Source organism: Agrobacterium sp. 16-2014-1-2a, assembly GCF_053522705.1.
Genome location: NZ_JBNWBX010000001.1, coordinates 937,400 through 961,296, shown reverse-complemented (window position 1 = coordinate 961,296; position 23,897 = coordinate 937,400). Strand labels below are relative to the sequence as shown.

Annotated in this window: 30 protein-coding genes; 20 read left to right on the top strand and 10 right to left on the bottom strand. The window is 59.4% G+C overall.

The features are described from left to right. Both ACQZ45_RS04845 and ACQZ45_RS04840 read right to left on the bottom strand, forming a co-directional pair. Positions 1–1,185: an AI-2E family transporter gene (locus tag ACQZ45_RS04845; protein ID WP_003512001.1), complete on the bottom strand. Its 1,185-nt coding sequence runs from the start codon at positions 1,183–1,185 to the stop codon at positions 1–3. A gap of 83 nt (positions 1,186–1,268) precedes the next feature. Further along, positions 1,269–2,129: a VOC family protein gene (locus ACQZ45_RS04840; protein WP_065702645.1), complete on the bottom strand. Its 861-nt coding sequence runs from the start codon at positions 2,127–2,129 to the stop codon at positions 1,269–1,271. Here ACQZ45_RS04840 and ACQZ45_RS04835 point away from each other — a divergent pair. From ACQZ45_RS04835 to ACQZ45_RS04815, 5 genes are all read left to right on the top strand, one after another. Then, the gene (locus tag ACQZ45_RS04835) at positions 2,112–2,360 is read left to right on the top strand and encodes a hypothetical protein (RefSeq protein WP_162736159.1); all 249 of its coding nucleotides are present in this window, start codon (positions 2,112–2,114) and stop codon (positions 2,358–2,360) included. The genes ACQZ45_RS04840 and ACQZ45_RS04835 overlap by 18 nt on opposite strands. Positions 2,361–2,401: 41 nt before the next feature. Further along, a complete protein-coding gene (locus ACQZ45_RS04830) occupies positions 2,402–2,812 on the top strand; it encodes a universal stress protein (protein WP_025592781.1) in 411 nt (136 codons plus the stop codon). A gap of 61 nt (positions 2,813–2,873) precedes the next feature. Beyond that, the gene (locus tag ACQZ45_RS04825) at positions 2,874–3,194 is read left to right on the top strand and encodes a TraR/DksA family transcriptional regulator (RefSeq protein ID WP_003512004.1); all 321 of its coding nucleotides are present in this window, start codon (positions 2,874–2,876) and stop codon (positions 3,192–3,194) included. 187 nt (positions 3,195–3,381) lie between these two features. Continuing rightward, a complete protein-coding gene (gene trhA / locus ACQZ45_RS04820; protein WP_013635699.1) occupies positions 3,382–4,050 on the top strand; it encodes a PAQR family membrane homeostasis protein TrhA in 669 nt (222 codons plus the stop codon). A 107-nt stretch (positions 4,051–4,157) separates the two neighbouring features. Continuing rightward, entirely contained in the window at positions 4,158–4,655 is a 498-nt protein-coding gene (locus ACQZ45_RS04815; RefSeq protein WP_003512007.1) for a GNAT family N-acetyltransferase, read from the top strand. 20 nt (positions 4,656–4,675) lie between these two features. Here the strand turns inward: ACQZ45_RS04815 and ACQZ45_RS04810 are convergent, their stop codons facing one another. Together ACQZ45_RS04810 and msrB are read right to left on the bottom strand one after the other, a co-directional pair. Next, positions 4,676–5,302, bottom strand: coding sequence for a LysE family translocator (locus ACQZ45_RS04810; RefSeq protein WP_065688115.1), 627 nt, complete (start codon positions 5,300–5,302; stop codon positions 4,676–4,678). 116 nt (positions 5,303–5,418) lie between these two features. Then, entirely contained in the window at positions 5,419–5,826 is a 408-nt protein-coding gene (msrB, locus tag ACQZ45_RS04805; RefSeq protein ID WP_003512009.1) for a peptide-methionine (R)-S-oxide reductase MsrB, read from the bottom strand. A 205-nt stretch (positions 5,827–6,031) separates the two neighbouring features. On the opposite strand from msrB, the gene ACQZ45_RS04800 reads away from it, so the two are divergent. The 10 genes from ACQZ45_RS04800 to ACQZ45_RS04755 all read left to right on the top strand — a co-directional run bounded on the left by ACQZ45_RS04800 (position 6,032) and on the right by ACQZ45_RS04755 (position 14,504). Beyond that, a complete protein-coding gene (locus ACQZ45_RS04800; protein WP_003512011.1) occupies positions 6,032–8,401 on the top strand; it encodes a putative monovalent cation/H+ antiporter subunit A in 2,370 nt (789 codons plus the stop codon). Then, positions 8,398–8,817: a Na(+)/H(+) antiporter subunit B gene (locus ACQZ45_RS04795; RefSeq protein WP_003512013.1), complete on the top strand. Its 420-nt coding sequence runs from the start codon at positions 8,398–8,400 to the stop codon at positions 8,815–8,817. Before ACQZ45_RS04800 ends, ACQZ45_RS04795 begins: the two co-directional genes overlap by 4 nt. Next, a complete protein-coding gene (locus ACQZ45_RS04790) occupies positions 8,817–9,194 on the top strand; it encodes a Na+/H+ antiporter subunit C (protein ID WP_080799100.1) in 378 nt (125 codons plus the stop codon). Before ACQZ45_RS04795 ends, ACQZ45_RS04790 begins: the two co-directional genes overlap by 1 nt. Before the next feature lie 20 nt (positions 9,195–9,214). Then, the gene (locus ACQZ45_RS04785) at positions 9,215–10,792 is read left to right on the top strand and encodes a Na+/H+ antiporter subunit D (protein WP_003512023.1); all 1,578 of its coding nucleotides are present in this window, start codon (positions 9,215–9,217) and stop codon (positions 10,790–10,792) included. After that, positions 10,789–11,268, top strand: coding sequence for a Na+/H+ antiporter subunit E (locus tag ACQZ45_RS04780; RefSeq protein WP_003512024.1), 480 nt, complete (start codon positions 10,789–10,791; stop codon positions 11,266–11,268). The genes ACQZ45_RS04785 and ACQZ45_RS04780 overlap by 4 nt, the downstream gene beginning before the upstream one ends. Next, positions 11,265–11,651 carry a cation:proton antiporter gene (locus ACQZ45_RS04775; protein WP_003512027.1) on the top strand — a complete coding sequence of 129 codons (387 nt, stop codon included), beginning with the start codon at positions 11,265–11,267 and terminating at the stop codon, positions 11,649–11,651. Before ACQZ45_RS04780 ends, ACQZ45_RS04775 begins: the two co-directional genes overlap by 4 nt. Next, positions 11,648–11,980: a monovalent cation/H(+) antiporter subunit G gene (gene mnhG, locus ACQZ45_RS04770; RefSeq protein ID WP_003512029.1), complete on the top strand. Its 333-nt coding sequence runs from the start codon at positions 11,648–11,650 to the stop codon at positions 11,978–11,980. The genes ACQZ45_RS04775 and mnhG overlap by 4 nt, the downstream gene beginning before the upstream one ends. Before the next feature lie 431 nt (positions 11,981–12,411). Continuing rightward, a complete protein-coding gene (ros, locus tag ACQZ45_RS04765) occupies positions 12,412–12,840 on the top strand; it encodes a MucR family transcriptional regulator Ros (protein ID WP_003512037.1) in 429 nt (142 codons plus the stop codon). A 391-nt stretch (positions 12,841–13,231) separates the two neighbouring features. Then, positions 13,232–13,654, top strand: coding sequence for a helix-turn-helix domain-containing protein (locus ACQZ45_RS04760; protein ID WP_003512040.1), 423 nt, complete (start codon positions 13,232–13,234; stop codon positions 13,652–13,654). Then, entirely contained in the window at positions 13,647–14,504 is an 858-nt protein-coding gene (locus tag ACQZ45_RS04755) for a DUF6456 domain-containing protein (protein ID WP_113291417.1), read from the top strand. The genes ACQZ45_RS04760 and ACQZ45_RS04755 overlap by 8 nt, the downstream gene beginning before the upstream one ends. A 4-nt stretch (positions 14,505–14,508) precedes the next feature. Here ACQZ45_RS04755 and ACQZ45_RS04750 read toward each other — a convergent pair whose 3' ends face one another. Continuing rightward, positions 14,509–14,925 carry a SufE family protein gene (locus ACQZ45_RS04750; protein ID WP_025592801.1) on the bottom strand — a complete coding sequence of 139 codons (417 nt, stop codon included), beginning with the start codon at positions 14,923–14,925 and terminating at the stop codon, positions 14,509–14,511. 195 nt (positions 14,926–15,120) lie between these two features. Then, entirely contained in the window at positions 15,121–15,546 is a 426-nt protein-coding gene (locus ACQZ45_RS04745) for a DUF5330 domain-containing protein (RefSeq protein WP_025592804.1), read from the bottom strand. 485 nt (positions 15,547–16,031) lie between these two features. Here ACQZ45_RS04745 and ACQZ45_RS04740 point away from each other — a divergent pair, with 485 nt between their 5' ends. From ACQZ45_RS04740 to ACQZ45_RS04730, 3 genes are all read left to right on the top strand, one after another. Further along, the gene (locus tag ACQZ45_RS04740) at positions 16,032–17,561 is read left to right on the top strand and encodes a sensor histidine kinase (protein ID WP_038490306.1); all 1,530 of its coding nucleotides are present in this window, start codon (positions 16,032–16,034) and stop codon (positions 17,559–17,561) included. Further along, on the top strand, positions 17,533–18,456 hold the full coding sequence (locus ACQZ45_RS04735) for a peptidoglycan-binding domain-containing protein (RefSeq protein ID WP_013635711.1): 924 nt from the start codon (positions 17,533–17,535) through the stop codon (positions 18,454–18,456). Before ACQZ45_RS04740 ends, ACQZ45_RS04735 begins: the two co-directional genes overlap by 29 nt. Positions 18,457–18,569: 113 nt before the next feature. Then, a complete protein-coding gene (locus ACQZ45_RS04730) occupies positions 18,570–18,923 on the top strand; it encodes a DUF1491 family protein (protein ID WP_013635712.1) in 354 nt (117 codons plus the stop codon). A 58-nt stretch (positions 18,924–18,981) separates the two neighbouring features. On the opposite strand, the gene ACQZ45_RS04725 is transcribed toward ACQZ45_RS04730, so the two are convergent. Next, entirely contained in the window at positions 18,982–19,890 is a 909-nt protein-coding gene (locus ACQZ45_RS04725; RefSeq protein ID WP_003512047.1) for a DUF2336 domain-containing protein, read from the bottom strand. A 555-nt stretch (positions 19,891–20,445) separates the two neighbouring features. Between ACQZ45_RS04725 and ACQZ45_RS04720 the strand changes: the two genes are divergently transcribed. Next, positions 20,446–20,634, top strand: a complete 189-nt coding sequence (locus ACQZ45_RS04720; protein ID WP_013635714.1) for a hypothetical protein — start codon at positions 20,446–20,448, stop codon at positions 20,632–20,634. Between the two features lie 20 nt (positions 20,635–20,654). On the opposite strand, the gene ACQZ45_RS04715 is transcribed toward ACQZ45_RS04720, so the two are convergent. Next, complete coding sequence (locus ACQZ45_RS04715) at positions 20,655–21,203, bottom strand: DUF1254 domain-containing protein (RefSeq protein ID WP_013635715.1); 549 nt, start codon at positions 21,201–21,203, stop codon at positions 20,655–20,657. Beyond that, complete coding sequence (locus tag ACQZ45_RS04710) at positions 21,196–21,783, bottom strand: DUF1214 domain-containing protein (protein ID WP_003512054.1); 588 nt, start codon at positions 21,781–21,783, stop codon at positions 21,196–21,198. Before ACQZ45_RS04710 ends, ACQZ45_RS04715 begins: the two co-directional genes overlap by 8 nt. A 108-nt stretch (positions 21,784–21,891) precedes the next feature. Here ACQZ45_RS04710 and ACQZ45_RS04705 point away from each other — a divergent pair, with 108 nt between their 5' ends. After that, positions 21,892–23,280 carry a M20 family metallopeptidase gene (locus ACQZ45_RS04705; protein WP_113291418.1) on the top strand — a complete coding sequence of 463 codons (1,389 nt, stop codon included), beginning with the start codon at positions 21,892–21,894 and terminating at the stop codon, positions 23,278–23,280. Here the strand turns inward: ACQZ45_RS04705 and ACQZ45_RS04700 are convergent. Continuing rightward, a complete protein-coding gene (locus tag ACQZ45_RS04700) occupies positions 23,277–23,885 on the bottom strand; it encodes a LysE/ArgO family amino acid transporter (protein WP_113291419.1) in 609 nt (202 codons plus the stop codon). The genes ACQZ45_RS04705 and ACQZ45_RS04700 overlap by 4 nt on opposite strands. Positions 23,886–23,897: the final 12 nt, after the last annotated feature.

The following is a 23,897-nucleotide window of genomic DNA, read 5'->3' as shown; positions in this document are numbered from 1 at the left end:
TCAGGCCGGCAGGTTTGGAACGATGCGGCGTGAAGGAAACAGCTCGCGCGTTACTGTCATGGCGATCAGCGACAGCGGCAGTGCCAGCATGGCGCCCGCAGCACCCCACATCCACGTCCAGAAGATGATCATCACGAAGACGAGGAAGGGGTTGATCTCCATGTTGCGGCCCACCACTGCCGGAAAGGCCAGGTTTTCCATCAACAGGTGAATGGTGAAGAAGATCGCGGATGGCAGTAATGCCAGCACCATGTTGTCATGCGTGATGATGCCTGCCACCGCCAGCGACACCGTCATGGCGGTGATGCCGAGAAATGGCACGAAGCTGGAGAGAAAGGCGAAAAGCCCCCACAGAAGCGGCATGGCCAGCCCGCCGAAATAGGCGATCGCCACCATCGTCACGCCCAGCGCCGCATAGATCAGCGCTGCCGTGGCAAAATAGGTGCCGAGCACTTCTTCCACCGAAGCGATGATGCGAATGGCCCTCAGCCGCTGGTGCCGGGCCGGAAAGGCCATGATGATCGCCTTGCGCAGCCGCAGGCGGCTGTAGAGGAACATCAAAAGCGCGGCGAGGAAGATCATGCCCTGAACGACTGCGGGGGTGACGTTGGAACCGAGCAGGGAAATTATCTCGCCGCTGCGCGAAATCAGCGACTCCATCGAAATCGACCCCATGCTGAACGTCGCTGCCGAAATGTTCAGCCATCGAATGCTTTGAAGATAGGGCAGGAAGCGGTCCATACTGCGTTCGATCAGCGCTGGTCCTTCGGAGGCGAGCTGCGACAAAGGGTCGATCAGCGAATTGATCACGAAAAACATCACGGCCGCGACAAGGCCGGAGAGAATGACCGCCACACCGGCACCGGGAATGCCATAGGAACTAAGCTTTTCCGCCGCGATGCCGAGGATCATGCCCACCACAATCGCCAGCACCACCGGTATGAGGATCAGAGACAATTCATGAATGACCGCCATCATGACGACGAGAAAAATGCCGATAACCGACCATGCAACGGCCACATCGAGCGCTTCTCGGCCGAGCGGCTGCTGGCTGCGCGCGTCGTCACGGTGCGACCCGGACGCCAGACCCTCGAAAGGGTCGGCCTTCGTCGACGGAGCGTTTGCGGCGCGCCGCCCGATATTGCCCAATATGCCGGTTTTTTCCGGCCTGGCATTCTCATTCATCGAACTGTCCCCCAATAAGACATCAAACGTTCGAAAAATGAGGCGGTTCCGGAGCGGCAAAAATTTCTGCCGCCCCGTGGTCTTTACGCGGAAAGCTTCAGGCCTATGCCCCAAGGATCTTTGAGAACAATACCGTCGCTCTGCCGTTCCGTAGCTATTTCCAGCCGGTCGAGAGCGGCCATTGCAGTATCGAGCGCCGCACTATCGTTGAACTTCAGCGAGTAGCCCGAAAGGCCCGTCATGTTGTCCTTGCGGGCCGTGGCGCCGCGGCTGTTCCAGATATTGGCGGCCACATGGTGATGATAAGCGCCCGAGCCGAAGAAGCTGGCACCCGGATAACGCGCCATGATCTTCAACCCCAGTACATCCTGATAAAACTCATCCGCCTGCGGAATATTGCCGACCTGCAGATGCATGTGGCCGATGGCCGTTCCATCGGCGGCGCCCTCGAACGCCGTTTTCGGCGCACTGTCATACAGCGCCTGTAGGTCGAGGCGGAGCGTGGCCATCTCCACCGTGCCGTCCTGCTGGTAGGTCCATTCCGAGGGCGACCGGTCGCGATAGACCTCGATGCCGTTGCCTTCGGGGTCGGCCAGATAGATTGCTTCACTCACCAGATGGTCGGATGCGCCCTGAAGCTGGATATTATTGTGGGCTGCATGGGCCAGCCAATGGGCCAGATCCTCGCGGCGCGGCATCAGGAAGGCGGTGTGGAACAGGCCTGCGGCATTGCGCGGCGCGCGTTCAACCGTGCCGGAGGTGGAAAGTGTGAGCAGCGGCTGGCCGTTGACACCAAGAACCTCGCCGCTCGGGCTTTTCTCGATGACGGAGAGGCCGATGATTTTCTGGTAGAATTCCGAAATGCGCGGCAGATCGTGAACGACAAGATGAGCCTGACCGACATAAGCCGGCCGCGTCAGGGCGAATTGTTTGATTTCACTCATCATAATCTCCATATTGAATCCGGCGTGCTGACGACGCGGGTTTGCGCGTCTGCATCAGCCGACGCCGCTTTGCGGCGTTCATTTGTGGTGAATATGGGCGGGTTTTGTCGTTCAGCAAAGATCGCCATCTGGCGATTGACCGTCCACTATTCGTTGACAATGGCCCTGTTGCTGCTCCGACGCGGCTTTGACTTCAATCAAGGCGAAGAGCGCATCGGCAGGGAAATATGAGCCCGACACGTGAACGGCAGATTACGCCAAAGGAGATAGCCATGTACAAGAAAATCATCGTACCGGTAGACCTCAGCGCCATCGACAAGGGAGAGAAGATTCTCGCCAAGGCCAAGGCGCTGCTGGATGTCGATGGCGAGATCGTCCTCATCAATGTGGTTGAGGAACTGCCCGGCTATATGGCGATCGACCTGCCGGTAGACCTCATCGAAAATGCCATCAAGGATGCCAAGACGAAACTTGCGGATATTCAGGCGAAGGCCGGCTTCAAGGGCAAGCACGAAATCAGAAGCGGCGCGCCGGCACGTGAAATCATAGCCGCTGCCGAAGAGCACAAGGCCGATCTCATCATCATCGCATCGCATATGCCTGACTTTACCAATTATTTCATCGGAGCCACCGCCGACCGCGTGGTGCGCCATGCCAAGTGCTCGGTGCTGATTGACAGGTAAAGTGAGCTGAAATCTTGGGGTTGCGGGCGATTTTCGCCCGCACCGGCTGGAGGAGAAGACCATGAATGTCGAAAGTTACGAGAAAATCCTGCGCGACCGCCAGCGCGAGCTTTACAGCCGCCTGCACAAAATCGAGGCGGATTTCGAAGAACCGCGCAACCCCGATGACGACGATCGCGCCGCTGAACGCAGCAATGACGAGGTGCTGGATGAAATTGGGCAGGTGGGCCAGGACGAGTTGCGCGCCATCGACGCCGCACTGGACCGCATCGCGAACGGTACCTACGGCACCTGCGTCAAATGCGGCAAGAAAATTTCGGAAGACCGCCTGAAAGCCGTGCCCTATACGCCGTTCTGCCAGGAATGCGCTGCGGCCTTGTGAGGGCGCTCCTTTTCCCTCCTCATTCCTGTGACAAGCGCAGGAATGAGGGAAACGGCGAGGCCGCCACGCAACCTCTCCTTTCGCAACAGCCCGGAACGCAATTTGATCGCCGTTAACCGGCTGCTGTCTTGTTCCTGTCTAATATTGCCGTCATGCTTGGCCACAAGCAGGCAAACGGGAATGGACTATGAGTAACGTGTGGCGGTTTGGTCGCCAGTATGATTTTCACGAGATTGTCGCCGATGGTATCGTCCACGGCGTGGGTATCGTTTTTGCGCTGGTGGGCGCCACGGCGCTGATTTTTTACGCGACCGTCTGGGGCAGCCTCAGCGCCATCGCGGCCGCCTGGATTTACGGACTCGGCCTTGTCGCCTGCCTTTCCGTGTCCTTCACCTATAATATCTGGCCGCATTCCAACGTAAAATGGTTCCTGCGCCGGCTGGATCACTCGGCGATCTTCATCCTGATCGCCGCCACCTACACGCCGTTCCTGATGCGCGGTATCCACGAGCCGCTGATTGCCACCATGCTGGGGCTGATCTGGCTTGCCGCCATCTGTGGCATATTGCTCAAATGCGTTTTTCCCGGCCGTTACGACCGGGTCGCCATAGGCCTTTATCTCGCCATGGGCTGGAGCGGCATCATGGTGGTGCAGCCGCTCTCAACGCATCTGGCCCCCGTCACGCTCTGGCTGATTGTCGCTGGCGGTGTCATCTATTCGCTCGGCGTGGTCTTCCATGTCTGGGAAAAGCTGCGATTCCAGAACGCCATCTGGCACGGTTTCGTCGTTGCCGCCGCCGTTGTCCACTATTTTGCCGTGGTCACTTCCTTCAGCCTCGTTCCCATGTCTTCCTGAGCTAGAGAGCACTGGACAGCCATCCGCGTCATCGCCTAATGCTCGCCTGAAGGTCGTGTCGCGGAACTTTGGGCGCGCGATGCAGACAAGAATGAGGGCGAACGATAATGAGTTTGGAACTGCGCGATGCCACCGTGGACGATCTTTCCGGCATCATGGAGATTTACAACGACGCGGTCCTGAACACGACGGCGATCTGGAACGAAGTGCTGGTCGATCTGGAAAACCGCAAGGAATGGTTTTCCGCCCGCAAGTCACGCGGCTTTCCTGTGATAGTCGCGATTCTTGACGGCAAGGTTGCCGGCTACGCTTCCTATGGCGACTGGCGCGCCTTCGACGGCTATCGCCACACCCGCGAACATTCGGTTTATGTCCACAAGGACGCGCGCGGCCACGGCATCGGCAAGCGGCTGATGCAGGCGCTCATCGACCACGCCTCCGGCAACGATGTGCATGTGCTGATCGCCGCGATCGAATCGGAAAACGCCGCCTCCATCCGCCTGCACGAAAGCCTCGGTTTCACCGTTGCCGGCCGGTTTTCGGAAGTGGGCACCAAGTTTGGCCGCTGGCTGGACCTGACCTGCATGGAGCTTAAACTGAACTAGTACGCGGGCCGGGATTTCTCTCAGGCGGGGCGCCGGGCGAAGGCCAGCATGACACCGAAAGCCATCATCATCGAGCCGCTGATCCGGTTGACGCGCTTCAGGGCGCGCGCATTGCGCATAAGACCGGACAGTCGCGAACCGACAAAGGCATAAACGGTGATCGCCACCACCTCGAGCAGCAGGAAAATTGCCCCGAGCGTGGCGAAGCTCTGCCAATAGGCGTCCTGCTGGATGAATTGCGGGAAAAAGGCCGTGAAGATCAGGATGGCCTTCGGATTGCCGGAGGCGACAAAAAACTCCTGCCGCAGATAGGTCTTGAGAATATTTCCGTTGTCCGAGGAGATATCGGGAGCGGTGACATCCGCCCTTGAGCGGATGAGCTTGAAGCCGATCCACAGCAGGTAGAGAACGCCGATCCATTTGATCAGCGAAAACATCATTTCGGAAGCCATCAAAAGTGCGCCGAGGCCCAAAGCGGCGATCGCGATCATGCCCGCAAACGCAACCAGCCGGCCGCTCGCGGCCATCACTGCCGTTGCCATGCCATATCGCGCACCAACCGTCATCGACAGGAGATTGTTGGGCCCGAACGCCATGTTCAGGGCAAAGCAGGCGGGAATGAATATGAGGATGGTTTCGAGCGCCATGATGGTGATCCGGAAGGAGTGAGATCGCGATAATCTCACTCTCCGGTCCGGCTGTCGAGACGGTCATTTTGTTCGCAAAAACGGCCGGCAGGCAACCGGCCGTTACCTGTCTCTCATCAGATCGGTTCGAACACCATCGAATGGCCGTTGATGCAATAACGCAGGCCGGTGGGCGGTGGGCCGTCCGGGAAGACGTGGCCGAGGTGGCCGCCGCAATTGGCGCAGCGGATTTCGGTGCGCACCATGCCAAGCGTCGCATCGCGATGTTCCGTCACCGCACCTGGTTTCACCGGTTCGAAATAGCTCGGCCAGCCGCAACCTGCATCGAATTTGGTATCGGACAGGAACAGCGGTTCGTCGCAGGCGGCGCAGCGATAGAGGCCTTTCTGGAACGTGTCCCAGTAGGGACCGGTAAATGGGCGCTCGGTGCCGTGTTCACGCAGGATGCGATATTGCTCCGGCGTCAGCTGCTCGCGCCAGTCGGCATCGCTCTTGTTCACTTTCGGGGATGTCAGATCGCTCATGGAATGATCCTTTCTGTTCCTGCCAGAAATAGGCATCGGCGCTGCAGATTGAAAGAGGGCAGCTGTCATAACGAGTACGTTATGGGCAGGTATGAGAGTCGATTTGGGTTGAGATGGCGGTGTCTATGCCTTAACTGAAAAATACGATTTGAAAAGAACGCCATTCATGGGCGTACAGGGGTAGGGGAAGCCCTGGGAGATGTGAATGACATCAGATGTCACGCAGCTGACATTCCTGTCGCTGTTTTTGCCGTTTCTGGCAGCGCTTGCCGCACCGATGCTGGTGAAAAGATTAGGTCACAATGCCGTCTGGATATTGGCGATCGCGCCCGCGCTGGCTTTTGTACACTTCGCACTGATGCTGCCGCAGGTGGCGGCTGGCGGCGTGGTCACGGGCGGTTACGTCTGGGTTCCAAGTTTCAACCTCAGCTTTTCGTGGTTCATCGACGGCCTGTCGCTGACCTTTGCACTTCTGATCACCGGTATCGGTCTGCTGATCGTGCTCTATGCCGGCGGTTACATGAAGGGGCATCCGCAGCAGGGCCGCTTCCTGTCTTTCCTGCTTCTGTTCATGGGCGCGATGCTGGGCGTCGTGGTTTCGGACAGCCTGTTGATGCTGTTCGTCTACTGGGAACTGACCTCGATAACCTCGTTCCTGCTGATCGGCTTCGATCATGCGCGCCCGGCCGCACGCCGAGCCGCCTTACAGGCGCTGGTGGTAACGGGCGGCGGCGGTCTGCTGCTGCTCGCCGGGTTGATCTTCATCTGGGACATGAGCGGCATGACGCAATTGTCCATGCTGGTGCGTGGCGGCGATATATTGCGCGACAGCCCGTTCTATCTGGCTGCACTACTGCTGGTTCTCGGCGGCGCGTTCACCAAATCGGCGCAGTTTCCGTTCCATTTCTGGCTGCCCAACGCGATGGAGGCACCGACACCGGTTTCGGCCTATCTGCACTCGGCAACCATGGTGAAGGCCGGCGTCTATCTTCTGATGCGCCTCAACCCCGTTCTCGGCGATACCGCTGCCTGGCAGATCCTGCTGCCGTTCTTCGGCGGGTTGACCATGCTGACCGGCGCGCTGCTCGCCGTGCGCCAGACCGACCTGAAGCTGATGCTGGCCTATACCACCATGTCCTCGCTCGGTCTGCTGGTGATGCTGACCGGCTTCGGCTCGGACCACGCGATAGAGGCGGCTGTGCTTTATCTGGTGGCGCATTCGCTGTTCAAGGGCGCACTGTTCATGGTTGCCGGCATCATCGATCACGAGACCGGAACCCGCGATGTGACGAAGCTCGGCGGCTTGCGAAAAGCCATGCCGATCACCTTTGCGGCAGCACTTGCCGCGGCCATCTCCATGGCCGGCCTGCCGCCCTTCTTCGGCTTTCTCGCCAAGGAGGAGATTTATTATGCGCTGGCGCATGGCAATCCGCGTGCCGTGCTGTTCACCGGCATCGCCATTCTCGGCAATGCGCTGATGTTTGCCGTCGCTTTTGCCGTGGCGCTGAAACCTTTCCTCGGCAAGCCCGTGAAAACCCCGAAACACGCGCATGAGGGACCACTGCTGCTGTGGCTCGGCCCGGCGCTGCTGGCGATAAAGGGGCTGACCATCGCTCTCTTCGCTGGCCTTTCGCATTTTTACATTTCGACGCCGATGGCAAGCGCGATCGCGGGTGAGGCGCGCCCGGTGGAAATCTCGCTCATTCCCCATATCGGCGTGCCGCTCGGCCTGTCGCTGCTGACGATCGCGCTCGGCATCGTCCTCTATATGCAGCTTTCCGCCGTTCGCGGCCTGATGGTGCGCACCTTCAAGGCGCTGGGTGCAGGGCCGGACAGGGGCTTCGATGTTTTCATCGAAACGCTGGTCAAAATCTCGTTCCACGTTGTCAGGCTTATCCAGCCCGGCAGGCTGGAATTTTACGTCACCGCCACTTTCGCCGTCATCGCCGTCGTGCTGCTTGCGCCGCTGTTTCTCTATGGCGAAATGCCGTCCATGCCGGCGTGGCCGCACGACATGAAAATCCATGAGCTGACCTTCATTGCCATTGCGGTTGCGGGCCTTGTCGCTGTCCTCACGGCGTCCAGCCGGCTTACGGCCATCATCGCGCTCGGCATTCAGGGGTTTGCGGTGGCGGTCATCTTCCTGCTGTTCGGCGCGCCCGATCTGTCGTTTACGCAATTCATGGTCGAAACCCTCTCCGTGGTCATTCTGACGCTGGTCATGACAAGGCTTCGTCTGTCGCCGTCAGACCACCGCGGCCCTGGCCAGAAGCTTCTGGACAGCACCATCGCCATTGCCTGCGGAACCGGCTTTGCCCTGTTCCTGATGCGGGCGACGGAAGCGTCGTTCGATAATCGCCTCACCGATTTCTACAACACCTATTCCAAGGTCATCGCCCACGGGGCGAATGTGGTGAACGTCATCATCGTCGATTTCCGCGGCACGGATACGCTGGGCGAGATTGCGGTGGTGATGATAACAGGCCTGGCCATTCTCGCGCTCATCCGCATCCGCCCGGCTGCTGCCATCAAGGGACCAGCAAAAATAGCGAAGAAGAAGGGAGCGCGGGCTTGAACACGCTTATCCTGCGCACCGTCGCCCCCGTAGTCACCAGCCTCATGGTGTTGTTTTCCATCTTTGTATTGCTGCGCGGCCATAACGAGCCGGGCGGCGGTTTCATCGGCGGGTTGATCGCGGTCTCGGCGCTGGCGATCTACGGCATCGCTTATGGTGTGGCCGCAGTCCGGCGCGCAATCGTGTACCATCCGCTGTCCATTGCCGGCGCGGGGCTGCTGTTGGCGATGTTGTCTGGTCTCGTCTCGATTGCAGCCGGCGTGCCCTTCATGACCGGGCTGTGGGTCTATCCGAGCCTGCTCGGTGTGGAAGTGCCACTCTCCACCGTCATGTCCTTCGATATCGGCGTTTATCTCGTCGTGGTCGGTGCCATCACCTCCATTGCGCTGGCTCTGGAAGAAAGGGATAGCGACTGATGGAAGCTGTTTTCTCCATTCTCGTCGGCATCTTCTTCTCGGTGGCGATCTATCTCATGCTCTCGCGTCACAGCATCCGCATGCTGCTCGGCATCGCCATTCTCGGCAACGCAGTCAACCTCCTACTGTTCACGGCGGGAAGGCTGACGCGCGAAGTGCCGCCGATCATTCCAACCGGCATGGACACGCTGCCGGCGGGTGCCGCCAATCCGCTGCCGCAGGCGCTTATCCTCACGGCAATCGTCATTTCCTTTTCCTTCTTCTGTTTCCTGCTGGTGCTGACCTGGCGCGCGTTCCAGGAATTGCAGACCGACGACACCGACGAAATGCGCACCGCAGAACCGGCAGGCGAGCCTTTGCCGCCGCTCGGTTATTGAGCGGGGCGGGGCACAGACACATGGCTTCATCCACCACTTCCGCAATATCAGATCTTTCCGCAGCGCTGGTCACGGCACCCGTGCCGCTATCCGACTGGCTGATCATCCTTCCCGTCGCGCTCTCAATCGGCGCAGGTGCGGTGCTGATGATGCTGCGCCACACCATGCGTCTGCATGCGCCCATTGCAATCACGGCACTTGTTCTGCTGGTACTGCTCGATGCTGCGCTTCTGTGGAAGGTCGTGACCCAAGGGCCGTTCACCATGGTCATGGGCCGCTGGCTGCCACCCTTCGGCATTGCCTTTACGGCTGATCTGACTGGCACGCTGCTGTCGCTCGCCGCCGCCATCGTAGCGCTGGCCGGTGCCATCCACGCCAGCGCCGATATCGACGCCAGCGGCAGGCGATACGGTTTTTATCCATTCCTGATGCTGTTGATGGCGGGTGTCACCGGTGCGTTCCTGACCGGCGACCTCTTCAACCTCTATGTCTGGTTCGAGGTGCTGCTGATCTCGTCCTTCGGCCTCATCGTGCTGGGCTCCACGCGCGAGCAGATCGATGGCGCGCTGAAATACGCCATCCTCAACCTCATCGGCACGACGCTGTTCCTGATCACGGTCGGTTATCTCTATGCCATCTTCGGCACGCTCAATATGGCCGATATCGCGCTGAAGGCGACGCAGCTGCGCGGCACGGCTCCGCTGATGACGCTTGCCAGCCTGTTTGCTCTCGCCTTCGCCATGAAGGCGGCGGCCTTTCCCGTGAATTTCTGGCTGCCCGCCTCCTATCACACGCCGCGCATCGTCGTTTCCGCCCTGTTCGGCGGCCTGCTTACCAAGGTCGGCATCTACGCGCTGCTGCGCGTCATGGTCATGCTGTTTCCGGTCGAGCGGGAGGAGCTGAGTATCGTCATCGCCATCTCTGCGGCGCTGACAATGGTGCTCGGCGCCATGGGTGCGTTGGCACAGAACGATATCCGCCGCATGCTCGGTTACATCGTCATATCGGGCATCGGTTACATGATGGCGGGCATCGCCATCGGCACGCCCTCCGGCGTTGCCGGCGCGATCTTTTACGCGCTGCACTCCATGGTGCTGATGACGGCGCTTTATCTCGCCGCCGGCCACGCCGCCCGCCTTGGCGGCAGTTTTACCCTGACTTCGCTCGGTGGCCTTTATCGGCAGGCGCCGTGGTTTTCGGGCCTCGCGCTCGCCTTGTTTTTCGCCGGTTCCGGCCTGCCGCCGTTTTCCGGCTTCTGGCCGAAGGTGGTTCTCGTCAAATCGGCGATCGATATCGGCGCCTGGTGGCTTGCCGCCGCCCTTCTCCTGTCCGGCTTCATCGCCACCATCGCCTTCGGGCGTGTCTTCCTCTTATGTTTCTGGCGCCCGGCAGTGGCCTCAACCGGCCAGGCGCCGTCGCTGCCTGCGTCGCCTCTGGCGGCCCCTTCTTTCGTCCCGCTGGTCGGGCTGACATTGCTGGTGGTGTTCTTCGGCCTGTTTCCGGAAAGCCTGCTCAATCTCAGCCAGCAGGCGGCTGCGGGGCTTGGCAACCCCGAAGCCTATATCCAGTCGGTGTTTCCCGAAGGGAGCAGACCATGAGCCGCTACATCCTGTTACTGCTCTTCGTTGGCGTATGGCTCGCCGTAAGTGGCAGCGTCACGCCGGCGAACATTCTCTTCGGCCTCATCGTCTCGGCGCTGGCTCTGGGCCTTATCCGTCACCAGATCCCCAAGGGCGGCCGTCATCGGCTGCGTCCGGTCCGCGTGCTGTCGCTGCTTATGCTGTTCTTCAAGGAGCTGGCGCTGTCGGCCTGGAAGGTGGCGGTGATGGTGACGCGGCCGAAGCTCGATGTGCAGCCCGGTATCTTCGCCTATCCGCTCAGGCTGACAACGGATTTCGAGATCACGCTGCTTGCCAATCTCATCACGCTGACCCCCGGCACACTTTCGGTCGATGTTTCCGAGGATAAAACAACGCTCTACGTCCACGCGATCGATTGCAGCAATATCGAAGCCGCAAAGAATGACATCCGAAACGGCTTCGAAAAAAAGATCATGGAGGCGTTTCAGGGATGACGCCGGAACTCATAGTTTCATTTGCAACTGTACTTGCCACGGTTGTACTGTCCGCTGCCTTTTTGCTGACAGTATATCGCGTCGTCGTCGGTCCGACCTTGCCGGACCGAATCGTCGCGCTCGACATGCTGGTCGGTATCGCCATCGGCTTCATTGCGGTTATCGCCATCCGCACCGGCGTCGATCTTTATGTCGATATCGCCATTGCGCTCGGACTGGTGGGTTTTCTCGCAACGGTGGCTTTTGCCCGCTTCGTCCTGTCGCGCGGTGCAGATGGCAGGCGCAGGACAAAGGCTGTTCTCGACGGCGAGCGGGCATCGGAAGTTGTTGAAAAGCCTGAAAAACAAGTATCCAGGCGTGGAAAAAGAAGGGGCGGTCGATGATGGGCTGGATCGTGGCTATTCTGGTTGCGGCACTGACGGTCTCAGGTGCCGCCTTCTCGCTGATTGCGGCAATCGGGCTTAATCGCCTGCCGGATGTCTACACCCGCATGCATGCGGCTTCCAAGGCGGGAACGGTGGGCTCAGGCCTGTTGCTGCTGGCCGTTGGCATTCATTCCACGGAAATATCGACGCTGGCACGGGCACTTGCCGGTTTCTTTTTCTTTGTTCTGACAGCACCGGTCTCCGCACATCTTCTTGCAATGGCTGCACACAAGGCAGGTTATCCACTTGCTGATAAATCGGTAGTTGATGACCTAAAGAAAATTTGAAGTTGAATTACCCCCTAATAATGGGGGGTCTTCGTTTTGCATTACTACTTGGCATAGTATTTTATTACCCGTGATTTTTTGTATTCCAATTAGACTGTTTTGAACTGAAAAAATCATAATAGGAATTTGACTTTTGCTGTTTTGATGCTATCCAAATTAAGTGTAAAATTGCTTATTGCGATTTGCATCTAGCCTCTTCATGGTCGGCATAGGCATTTTATTAATGTCTAATCTATGGTTGATCAGACCTTTGTTGGCCATGTCGCGGGCTACAAGTTGAATCTCGGATCAATTCGTTTCCGGTTTCGCTTGAAATCTAGGGGTAGATTTCACGTTGGTTTCAACAGGGCGAAGGAGGGGCACCGGGTAACTTCACATCGCTCGATGCGGCGTTCATCCGTGTCTGGAGATAAATAACAGGAGATACTTAAATGACGGAAACTGCATACGGTAACGCCCAGGATCTGCTGGTCGAACTGACGGCGGATATTGTGGCTGCCTATGTTAGCAACCACGTCGTTCCGGTAACTGAGCTTCCCGGCCTTATTTCGGATGTTCATACGGCACTCAGCGGAACATCGGCACCGGCATCGGTGGCGGTCAATGTTGAAAAGCAGAAGCCTGCTGTGTCCGTTCGCAAGTCGGTTCAGGACGATCATATCGTCTGTTTGGAATGTGGTGGCTCGTTCAAGTCGCTCAAACGCCACCTGACGACGCATCACAGCATGACGCCGGAAGAATATCGCGAAAAATGGGATCTGCCGGTCGATTATCCGATGGTTGCTCCCGCCTATGCCGAAGCCCGTTCGCGGCTCGCCAAGGAAATGGGTCTCGGTCAGCGCCGCAAGGCGAACCGTTGATTTTCTAAGACGGATTGTGTCGCGGCTGTATTTTCTCCCCGTCCGGGGAAAGATGGCCCGAAGCGCCGGATAAAGGGGACCTTGGCAGCATATTGCTGGCCTTGCCCCTTAACTCGCCGCCGTGACCTTTTCCCTTAGCAGGAGATGGCGGCAGGGCGCACATGCCCGCTCCATACACATCTTGCACCATAGTGTTATGTCCAGCTGGTCCTTAGACCGGCTTTTTTATTGCCGCGCGCAATTTCGGCAGAGGAAAAAAATCCTTGTCGAGGCGTCACCTTTATTCAAAAACAAAGCGAAATCAATCGCATGTTTTTCGACGCCAAATTTGCCCTTCCCCGCGTCCATCCTCAGGTGTATGAATTAATTCCTATTCGTAAAGGAGTTGCATATGCCTTCGGACATATCGTCTTTGCCTGCCCCCTTTCGGCCCTGTGTGCAGGTTGCCGATAGCAATTTCCGCCGTTTTCCGCCTGCTGCCGGGCGGGATGAGATTTCCCGGATTTGCCGGCTGGTCCGGCAACTGGCCGGGGAAATGGTGCAATTGACCGGCGATCGTGTGGCTGCGCGCCGGGACAGGCGGCGCACCGAATGCCATATCCGCCAGATCGCCATGTATGTGTGCCATGTGCAGCTCGGTATTCCCATGTCGGATATCGGCCCCTGTTTCGGCAGGGACAGAACGACAGTCGGCCATGCATGCCAGGTGGTTGAGGATCGTCGCGACGAACCCGCCTTTGACGAGTTCGTCGCCACACTGGAGCGGCTTTCCGGCAGCATTTTCAACGTGATGAAAGGTGTTCGGGATGAGTGAGACAAAAAGCGCTCCATCGATACTTCCCGATCCTGTCCTGTTGCGGCTCCTGCGCTGCATTGCTGCGGGCACGGCTGAGATATCGGAGGAGCGCGGCGATATGGTATTGCAGCGACCGGAGGCCGGGAACGGCAGGACAGGGCGTCCGGCGTTGCGGTTTCCGGCCGCCACGGTGCAGCTCGCCCTCTCTTCGGGGCTGATCGAGAGACGTGAAAACACGCTCTCCGCCGCGCCGCCGCTCGCCTCCTATTTGAAGCGCGCTATAGCCAGGGATCGCGACGAGATTTTTCAGGAACAGCACTGGGATTTGCAGACGGTGGTTCTGGATGTCGGCAAGGACAGGCAGCCGGCCCGGCGCAACCTCAATAGCTCGCCACTGACAGGCCTTTCACGGCTGAAGGAAAAGGATGGCACGGCATTCTTCCCCAGCGACGCCTTGCAGGCTGGCGAACGCCTCGCCGCCGATTTTCACCGCGCGCAATTGAACCCAAAGGTGACGGCAACTTGGGAACCGAAAATTGCAAGCCGCACGAAGGGGGAGGCGGGTGGCAAGCTCGATCTTACCGATGCGGCGATTTCCGCCCGGACGCGGTTTTTCCGTGCAGCCGATGCTATGGGGCCTGAACTTTCAGGTGTCGCCATCGATATCTGCTGCTTTGAAAAGGGGCTGGAGGCCGTAGAGCGCGAGCGGCAATGGCCGGCGCGTTCGGCAAAACTGCTGCTGCGGGCCGCTCTGCTATCGCTTGCCCGGCATTATGCGCCGCAAGCGCAACGCAGCAGAAGGACAAGCCACCATTGGGGCGACGAAGATTATCGCCCGCCGATGGCGCCAACGATGGCAAAAGAATGAAGGCTCAGGCGGTCAGAAGTCTCGCTTCCTCGCGGATACGTTTGACCATGGAACGCAGGCCATTGGCGCGCTGCGAGGACAAATGTTCCACCAGCCCGATCTTGTCGAACACCTCAATGGCGTCCAGACCGGCGATTTCGGAAGCTTTTTTACCGGAATAGACGGCAAGAACGATGGCGACGAGGCCGCGCACGATATGCGCATCGGAATCGCCCTCGAAGGTCATGAGAGGATCTTCCGCACCATCGCTGTGGCTGACGAGCCAGACCTGGCTTGCGCAGCCCTGCACCTTGTTCTCAGGCGTGCGCTTGTCTTCCGCAAGGTCGGGAAGCGCCTTGCCGAGTTCGATGACGTAACGATAGCGATCCTCCCAGTCGTCGAGGAAGGCGAAATCGTCAAGGATCGTATCGAGAGAGGCCATGTTGCGCGCCGTACCGTTCGTTATTGCCATGCTTTGCTACGATATAGGGCAAGTGTGGACGGTTTTGAACCATGCGGACCATGAAAAAGCCCACGGAAACAGGTTTCCGTGGGCAAGTTTGGCAGGCAGTCACGCAGGCGGACATATCCGGCTGCAGAGAAGGGGCGGCGCGGCGTCAAGCGGCGGCGCAAAATATCAGGGGGTGGGGCGCTTCTGCGGCAGGGGAATGATGGTGCCGGTCTTCAGCATGTCGGCATTCCCAGGGAATTCGACGCTGATCGCCGGTGCTGCGGCCAGTTTTTCGCTCTCGCTGGCGAGTTCGGCTGCGGGTGCCGTTTTATCACCGGATGCAAGCTGCGCGTCGAGCAATTCATAGGCGACCTTGGCGCCTTCCTTTGCCCGTTCACCGAGCGCGTGGAAGGTTTCGGCGCCCTTGACGCAGACGTCGGGTTTTTCGATGCAGATGGCGCTGACATAACGATAGGCCTCACCGGCTGCCGAAACGGCGCTGGGAATATCGAATGCCGAAGGTTCCTTGGTCGGATCGTTGCTGCTACCGAAATAGGACAGCGCGACCAGCACCAGCGAAAACCAGAATGTTCCTTTGATCAGAAACCACATTGTCAGACTACCCTGCCAGATGATCTTTGTTTTGAAGCCCCGCCCGTTTTGGGTCATCGGCCTTTGTCCCGTTTTTCGGGCTTGGAGAGAAGCTACAGGCGACCGGCGAACAGCCAATTGCAAAAAGCCGCGCAATTTAATTCAAATTGTATCTATTCTCCTCGCATCGGGACCGGCTCCAGCAATTCCGTCGCATTTTAACAGTCCATGTTAAGCATAATTGCGACAGATGCCGTCTGTTCCGGGCAAAAGTGCTCACCCGTGCTGCCACAAAGGTTAACGCGATGGCAAAAATAAAGCGAAATCCGTCGCTTACCCGTCATTAACCATGATTGTCAAAGCTTGGTTGAAATGCTCCGTAATGGGACTGCGGCGCATTTCGAGGCTGTTTGGTGCCGTTCTTTTTATCCATTCCTTAAGCCGCGGGCTTCTATTGTCGGAGCCGTTAGATCCGTCTCAGGGATTCAGGTTTGGTATTGCGTAATATGAGAAAAAAAGCGGTCGCATTGGTCGACCATGCCGCAGGCAGATGGCTTGCGCGTATGGAGGAGGACGCCGAAAGGCGTGCCGGCACCGTTGCGCGCCTGCGCCGCCTGTTTGCCTTCAGCGCCGTCGGCTTTCTGGTCGTTCCCGCCCTGTTCAGCCTCGTCTTCAGCCCCGCCATCGCGCTGCCCATCGGCGCCGCTCTGGTGCTGGCGCTCTATCTGGCCGCAGCCGCCCTGTTGATCGCCTTTTCGCGTCCTGCCCGTGGCGCAGCGTCCCTGTCCGCTCAAGCCGGCGACGATGACCTCGTTGCGGCATCACAGGTGCCCGGCCTCGTGCTCACCATCAATGAAAACGGCCTCGTCGAGCGCGTCTCCGGCCGCGACCTTGAAACGTTTCCAGCCGATCTTCAGGCCTGCAAGGGCCATGTCTTTGCCGAATATGTCTATGTTTCTGATCGCATCGAGCTGATGCAGGCTTTCGACCTTCTGCGGCAGGGCGAGGAAAAGTCCAGCGTGGAACTGCGGTTCGAAACCGGCGCGAAATCGCGCCAGGCGCAGTTCATTCACGCACGTATGGAAATGACGGCGATCCGCAATGCGGCCGGCAGGCTGCGCCGCGTCGTCGCCCAGCTCTCCGACGTCACCGAGATGGAACTTCTGCGCCGCGATGTCGCCCGCAAGGCGGCGGAGGCGGAATCGGCCAACGACGCCAAGTCGCGGTTCCTCGCTGCCGTCAGCCACGAGCTGCGCACCCCGCTCAACGCCGTCCTCGGCTTTTCCGACATTCTGGCGGGCGAATATTTCGGCCGGCTGGAAAACGACCGCCAGCGGGAATATGTCGGCTTGATCCGCCAGTCCGGCGCGCATCTCCTGTCGGTGGTCAACACCATGCTGGATATGAGCAAGCTGGAAGCGGGCCGTTACGAGCTGATGATGGAAAGCTTCCCGATCGGCGAAACCATCTCGTCCTGCGAGGCCATGCTCGGCTTGCAGGCGAAGGAAAAAGGTCTGACATTGACCAGCCGCATCCAGCGCGGTATCGGCGAAATCTCCGCCGACCAGCGCGCCATCCGCCAGGTTCTCATCAATCTGGCCGGTAACGCCATCAAGTTCACCGATGCCGGCGGTGTGGTGTCGATCGATGCTGCGCGCGAAGGCAGGATGCTGAAACTGACGGTCAGCGATACCGGCATCGGCATCGCATCCGACAAGATTGAACTCCTGGGCCAGCCTTTCATGCAGGTCCAGAACGAATATACCCGTCGCTATGAGGGCACGGGTCTGGGATTGTCCCTGGTCAAGGGTCTGGTGGCACTGCATGGCGGCACTTTCGCCATCACCAGCCAGCCCGGCGCGGGGACGGTCGTAACGATCATGTTGCCTGCCGACGGTTCCGGCATGGCAGGTGGCGAAAACGCTGAAACCGAATGCATGGTGGAGTTTCCGCCGCGCATCAAACGGCTCGGCGAAATGGCCGCGATTATGAGGAAGGATGGTGACGATGGCCCCGCGAAAGCGAAAATCGCCTAAGAAAACAACGGCCCAGATTGGCGCCGGGATTGTTTCCTTGGTGGTTTCGGCCATCGGGCGCGAACTCCTGCGCCGTCCGAAACTGGTGGGCGGCTCAGGCGCCTTCGTGGTCGTTTTCGGTTTTGTCGCCGCCAACGCGCTCTGGTACCAGCCGGGCGTTCATCCTTCTCCTTTCCTGCGTACCCGCGATGCGGCAAACCCGAACGGCATTGCCGGTTATCGCGCGGCAGAGCCGCTCGGCACGCAGGGTCATGTCACGACCTTCCGCATAGAACGCCCGAGCGAAACCGAAACGGCGCAGCAACCGGCGGCCGCAACGGCGACGCCTGCGACATCGGTTGCGGCGGAAAACCAGAAGCCGCAGCAGATCGTTGCCGATATTCAGGCCGAACTTAAAAAACGCGGGCTTTACGAAGGCGAGGCGGACGGCAAGATGGGACCGCGCACGGCTGCCGCCATCATGTTCTTCGAAGAAACGCTTGGCATGGAACAGACCGGCGAACCGACGACACGGGTGCTGGCGGCGCTCAGGATCGACGGCGCAACCGTCGCGGCAATCCCGAAGGATCGGCCTTCCGACGCCAACACCGGCGGCGGCGTTGAGATCGACCCGGTCGCGGCCGCAATCCGCAAGGCTGAAGCGCCTCGTCCCAAGGCCGAACCGGTCTCCTTGAACAGCGCTGCCGCCGCTTCAAAGCCGGTGAGCCGCGATCTGATTGCAAAGATCCAGCAGGGACTGATCAATATCGCCTATGCCGATGTGAAGGTGGACGGTGTGGCCGGCGAGCAGACCCGCAACGCCATCCGCCATTTCGAAAAACACTACCGCCTGCCGGAGACTGGTGAACCGAGCGAAGCCGTGCTGAAGAAGCTGAAATCGATCGGGGCGCTTTAGGGCACTGGGTCTCAATTCTCCCCATTCCTGTGACAAGCGCAGGAACGAGGAAAGAAGAGAGCGTAACAACACGGACAGGCAGCGGCCTGCCGCCTCCATCGAAAGCACCCCCAATGCGCCTCAAATCCGAAATCTTCGTATCAGCCCTTATCCGCCGCGTGTTTTCCGCTGGTGGTTTTGCCGCTGTCGAAAAGAAGGGTGCGGAAGAGGCCGGGGCGATCTTCATCCGCCAGCGCCTTCGTGATGGCCGCGAAAACCTCTATGGACCCGCGCCGCAGAGTTTTGCCGAGGACGAGCAAGTCCGGGCCGAACGCCGTTTCGAGACGCGTCTTGCAGGTGTGGAGGGGGAGGAAAGTACTGCTCTTCTCGAAAGGGAGCGGCGCTTCGACAGCGATCTGTGGGTCGTCGAGATCGAAACGGACGAGATCGGCACTCTCCTGACGCTGGTGGACCAACCGAAGATTTAAAGCGTGCAGCAGCTTTGCGCCCGGAATTGCTCCGGGCGAGGGGTGGCCGCCTTAACCCTCACGTCCCCGTTCTGTGAATGACAGGTGCGCTGTGGTTCGGTCGTTCGCGGCCGTGGGTGTAGCTGTCGGCGCGCCGCCAGCTTTCCACCCGCTCTTCGCATTCAATGATTTCGAGGCGGTCGAGCATGGCCTCGGCGCGGCTCATGTCGCCTTCGGCGGCGGCAAGATGCGGATAGAAGCATTGCAATATGAAGGCGGCTTCGGAAAATTCCATGCCGAGCCCGATGAGGGTGGTGGCGAGCTGCGTGCCTGATATGTCGAGCATGATGCGCTCCGACAGCCAGTAGCTGGACGACAGCGAATCCGCCAGCGTCACGGCAAACTGCCGCGCATCACGCTCGCGCGCGAACCGCACGAGCAGCGCTTCCTGCACGTCACTCAGGCGGCGCAGGCCAAGAACGTCGCTTTCCGGGCGGCTGAGCTGATGCGCCATCCGTTTGATGCGCTGGCGCATTTCCTCTTCCACGGCGGTGGATTTGATCTGGGCGTCTGCCGGCTGCGCAATGGCGGGCTCCGGCATGGCGGGAGGCGTCGCGTCATCGGGTCGCTTCAGGTCTTCCATGTGCCGCAGGCCGACTAGCGCGTCGATGACGGTCGGCGACAGGTCCTCGCGCCGCACGATGGCGCGCGCATGGGCGGCCCCTTGCGTGCGGGCAATGGTGATCAGCGTGTCGTCATCAAGGCACTTCGACGAAATCAGGAAGGGGGCGGCAATGGAAATCGGCTGGCAGGCGATGAAGAAGGCAACCGCCGAAGGCACGTTTGGATGCTGGGAAAGCGCTGCAATGGCTTCCCGCTTGGCCTCTTCGGTGGAAGCGTTGAAAAGCGGCATGAAAAGCTCGGCAAACTGCCGAAGGTCCGTTTTTGACGGATGGGGAACAGTCTCAAAATTCGTGACAGTGGCCATTAGCACCACATCTTTCTTCCTCACGGCTCTTGGCCTCTCAAGTTCTCGAAACCGGTCGGTCAACGCACTACCCAACAAAAACGCAAACACAATATCGGTTCAAATTAGAGCAAATCCGTTGACACCCTGTTAACTATGGGGGGTGGCAAGCGTTATTGTGCGTTTATCAACAAGGAAATTTTAAAACCTTCGTGACGGACAAAACGTCATGGAACCTTGCCGTCTCGCCTTTGTTTTCAACGGGTGCAGCTTTATGAAGGATAAGTTGGCGCCCGGCGATTAGGGTTAACGGATCATTAACCTCTGTCTGTTTCTAATTTCATGGGCAGTATTAGGATTCCATGTTATTCTGATTGATAGAATAATTTCGAAAATGGCATGCCGAAGCCTTGATATGCGCACGACACCTTGCAAAATCGCCATCGATTTTTGGGTCGTGCGAAAACCAGTCTGTGGGCTGGATTATGCGCAATGTGATGGTGATGAAATTCCCGACGCAAGACGAGGCTTGCGCGGTTCCCATGGGCAACATTGACTCCCGAAGAGGAGACGAGCATGGCAGTTATTATTCCAATCGCCGAAGCCCGACGAAGCCTGCGCCCGGCCGGAATGTCCGGCAAGGTTATGGGCCCGGCAAAGGTCGTGCTGTTTACCGGCGTGCGTTATGAAAAACGCGATACGGAACCGGCTGGCAAGGATGCGCGCAAGCGCAAGCCCGCACCGGAAACCGCCTTCAAATCCTGATTACGCTTGGTTGACCGGCGCTATTTCCAGGGTGTCGGCTGGCATTTCGCCTCGTTCAGGAACCGTTCCGCTTCTTCCCCGAAGCTCGGCTGCGGCACCATGGTCCGCAACACCACATACCCTTCCGTCTGATCCGATTCCGCCAGAATGGCCTGTGAAAGCGATGGCGGCTGCGCCTTGCGAATGGCCGCGATCTGCACCGAATCCGCCACCAGAATATCCATCACCCCGCCTGCGGACGTGCGGTCGTTCATGCTGAACACCTCGTTCGACGCCTTGTCGTAAACCGCGACCGACCAGAAGGGCACCGCGCCGATGGCCGTCAGCCTGACGGGCTTTTCCTCGATATTGAAGGTGCAGACGGCAACCCGCATGAAGGGATCGCCGCTTCCCAGCGTCTTTTTCTCCGTCGTCTCTTCGAGAAGATGAAACTGATGCGGCTTACCTTCCGCCAAGGCGCGGGTATAGGCGTCGCGATTGCTGAAATGCGGTATCGCCAGAAGAATGACGACATGCAGCACGGCGGCGGCGACAAGGCCGGTGAGGATGGCGAGCAGGGTCCTAAGCATTGCCACACCCCAGCTTGCGGATTTGCGGCATGGCGATGTCGATAAGGCCGGAACTGCCGGCAACCGGCGTGTCGAGCAGCGTCATGACCAGCTTGAATGTCTGCCCCTGCGGCACGGCCAGCCAGTTATAGGTCTGGGCATCGGGTGCAATGGTGATGTCGATGCCGCCATCGGCGCTGCGCAGCAGCGTGCGCGAATTGAGCGCAAAGGGTCGTCCGGCATCTTCCGCCAGAACATTGCCCTGCTGGTCTGCGGTATAGAGCGTCCAGAAGCGCGAGGGCGGCACGGCGCCCGCCAGCTGGTAACGGCATTCGCCGGTCAGGCGCTGGCCGTCGCTGTCGACGGAGGCGGTGAAGGCCAGCCCCTCGGCCGTTCCATAAAGCAGCTTGCCGGCATCGGCGCGGTGCGACTTGGCGTAGGGATCGGCCTCGATCGTCTGCGCTTCCGGAAAGGCATCCCATGAGCCGATGCGGATCGAGCCGAAGCCGGATGTCGCCTCAAGTGCTGCCAGCGTCGCGGCAATGCCGCCGCCAAAGGCGATCAATAGGGCGATGCCGACAAGGAATGGAACTCGAAACACGCTGTTTTCCCGTTTTTGAACAGGTCGAGGACTATCACTGATTCCCTGTTTGGAAAATGGTACGCCTTGTTTAGTCTTGATGGAAATGACCAGAAGAGGGATTCCACCATGTCGCGACAAGCCGCCATCGACCACGCCACCCGCTTTTTCGACGATGGCAGGTTCGAGCAGGACTTGGCGCGGCGCGTTTCGCTGCGCACCGAAAGCCAGGATAAGGCGCGCGGTGCCGAGCTGGCGCTCTATCTGGAGCGCGAAATGCAGCCCGCTTTCACCGCCATGGGGTTTTCCTGCACGATCCTGCGCGACCCGGCGGCGGATTTGCCGTTTCTGATCGCCGAACGTTTCGAGGATGAAGATCTCCCGACCGTGCTGGGTTATGGCCACGGCGATGTGGTGCGTGGTCTTGATGACGGCTGGGCAGAAGGCCTTTCGCCTTTCGTGATGTCCGAGCGCAATGGCAGGTGGTACGGGCGCGGCACCGCCGACAACAAGGGGCAGCATTCGGTCAACATGGCGGCGCTGAAAGCGGTGCTGGAGACGCGTGGAAGACTTGGGTTCAACGCCAAATATCTGATCGAGATGGGCGAGGAGAGGGGTTCTCCCGGCTTGAGGGAAGTTTGCCGGGACTATAGCGAGCGGCTGAAAGCCAATCTTCTGATCGCCTCCGACGGCCCGCGCCTGAATGCGGAGCGGCCGACCGTTTTTCTCGGTGCGCGCGGCGGCATTACCTTCGATCTGGTGATCGAGGCGCGGGAAGGCGGCCATCATTCCGGCAATTGGGGCGGGGCATTGTCCAATCCCGGCGTGCAGCTGGCGCATGCCATGGCAAGCCTCGTTGGCCCATCCGGGCAGATCCGCGTGCCCGAACTGGTGCCCGAAGAACTGCCGCAGGCCGTGCGTGCCGCGCTTTCCGATTGCGAGATCGATGGCGGCCCGGATGGTCCGAAAATCGATCCTGACTGGGGCGAGCCCGGCCTTTCCACCGCCGAGCGTGTGTTCGGCTGGTGTGCGCTGGAGGTGCTGGCCTTCGAGACCGGCAATCCGCGCGCGCCGGTCAATGCCATTCCGCCACGGGCATGGGCGCGGCTGCAATTGCGCTTCGTTGTCGGCATCGATCCGGAAGCGGTGCTGCCCGCCATCCGCCGCCATCTCGACCGGCAGGGATTCAGCATGGTGCGGATCGTACCCGCCGGCGACGAGATTTTCCGCGCCACGCGGCTTGATCCGCAGGACCCATGGGTCGGCTTCACTCTGAGTTCCATGGCCCGCACGACGGGCAGGAAACCGGCACTTCTTCCCAATCTGGGTGGCTCGCTGCCCAACGATATCTTTGCCGATATACTGAAACTGCGCACCATCTGGGTGCCGCATTCTTATCCCGGCTGCTCGCAGCATGCGCCGAACGAACATCTGCCGAAAGAGATTGCCCGCGAGGCGCTTGCCATCATGGCTGGGCTTTACTGGGATCTCGGAGAGGGAGATACCCCTCCGCTTTAAGCGCCCATGACCAGCTTGAAGGCGATGGCCCACATGGTGAAGGCGATAACCCCTTCGAGGATGCGCCAAGCGGACGGCTTTTCGAAGATCGGGCGCAGCCAGCGCGCGCCGTAACCCAGCGAAAAGAAGAACAGCAGGGAGCCGGTGGCGGCACCCGCCGCGAAGGTTTTTTCAAAGCCGGGAAATTGCGTGGAGATGGTGCCGAGCAACACGACGGTATCGAGATAGACATGCGGGTTGAGAAAGGTCAGCGCCAGGCAAATGGCAAGCGTCTGCCACAGGCTCGCCTCCCGCCTTTCCGCCACCGAAAGCACCTCCGACGAACGCAGGGCCGAATTTAGGCTTTTCGCGCCATACCAGATGAGAAACGCCGCACCGGCATACCGCATGATGGGATCGAGCGCCGGCATGACGGCGCTTATCCGCTGAAAACCGAAGACGCCGACGGTGATCAGCAGCGCATCGGAAATCGCGCAGGTGGCACAGACGGCAAAGACATGGGAGCGCGCCAGCCCCTGCTTCAGAACGAAAGCATTCTGCGCGCCAATGGCAACGATGAGGCTGAGACCCATCGTCAGGCCGGTGAAGAAGATCTGAATGTCCATGTGCTGGCTGCT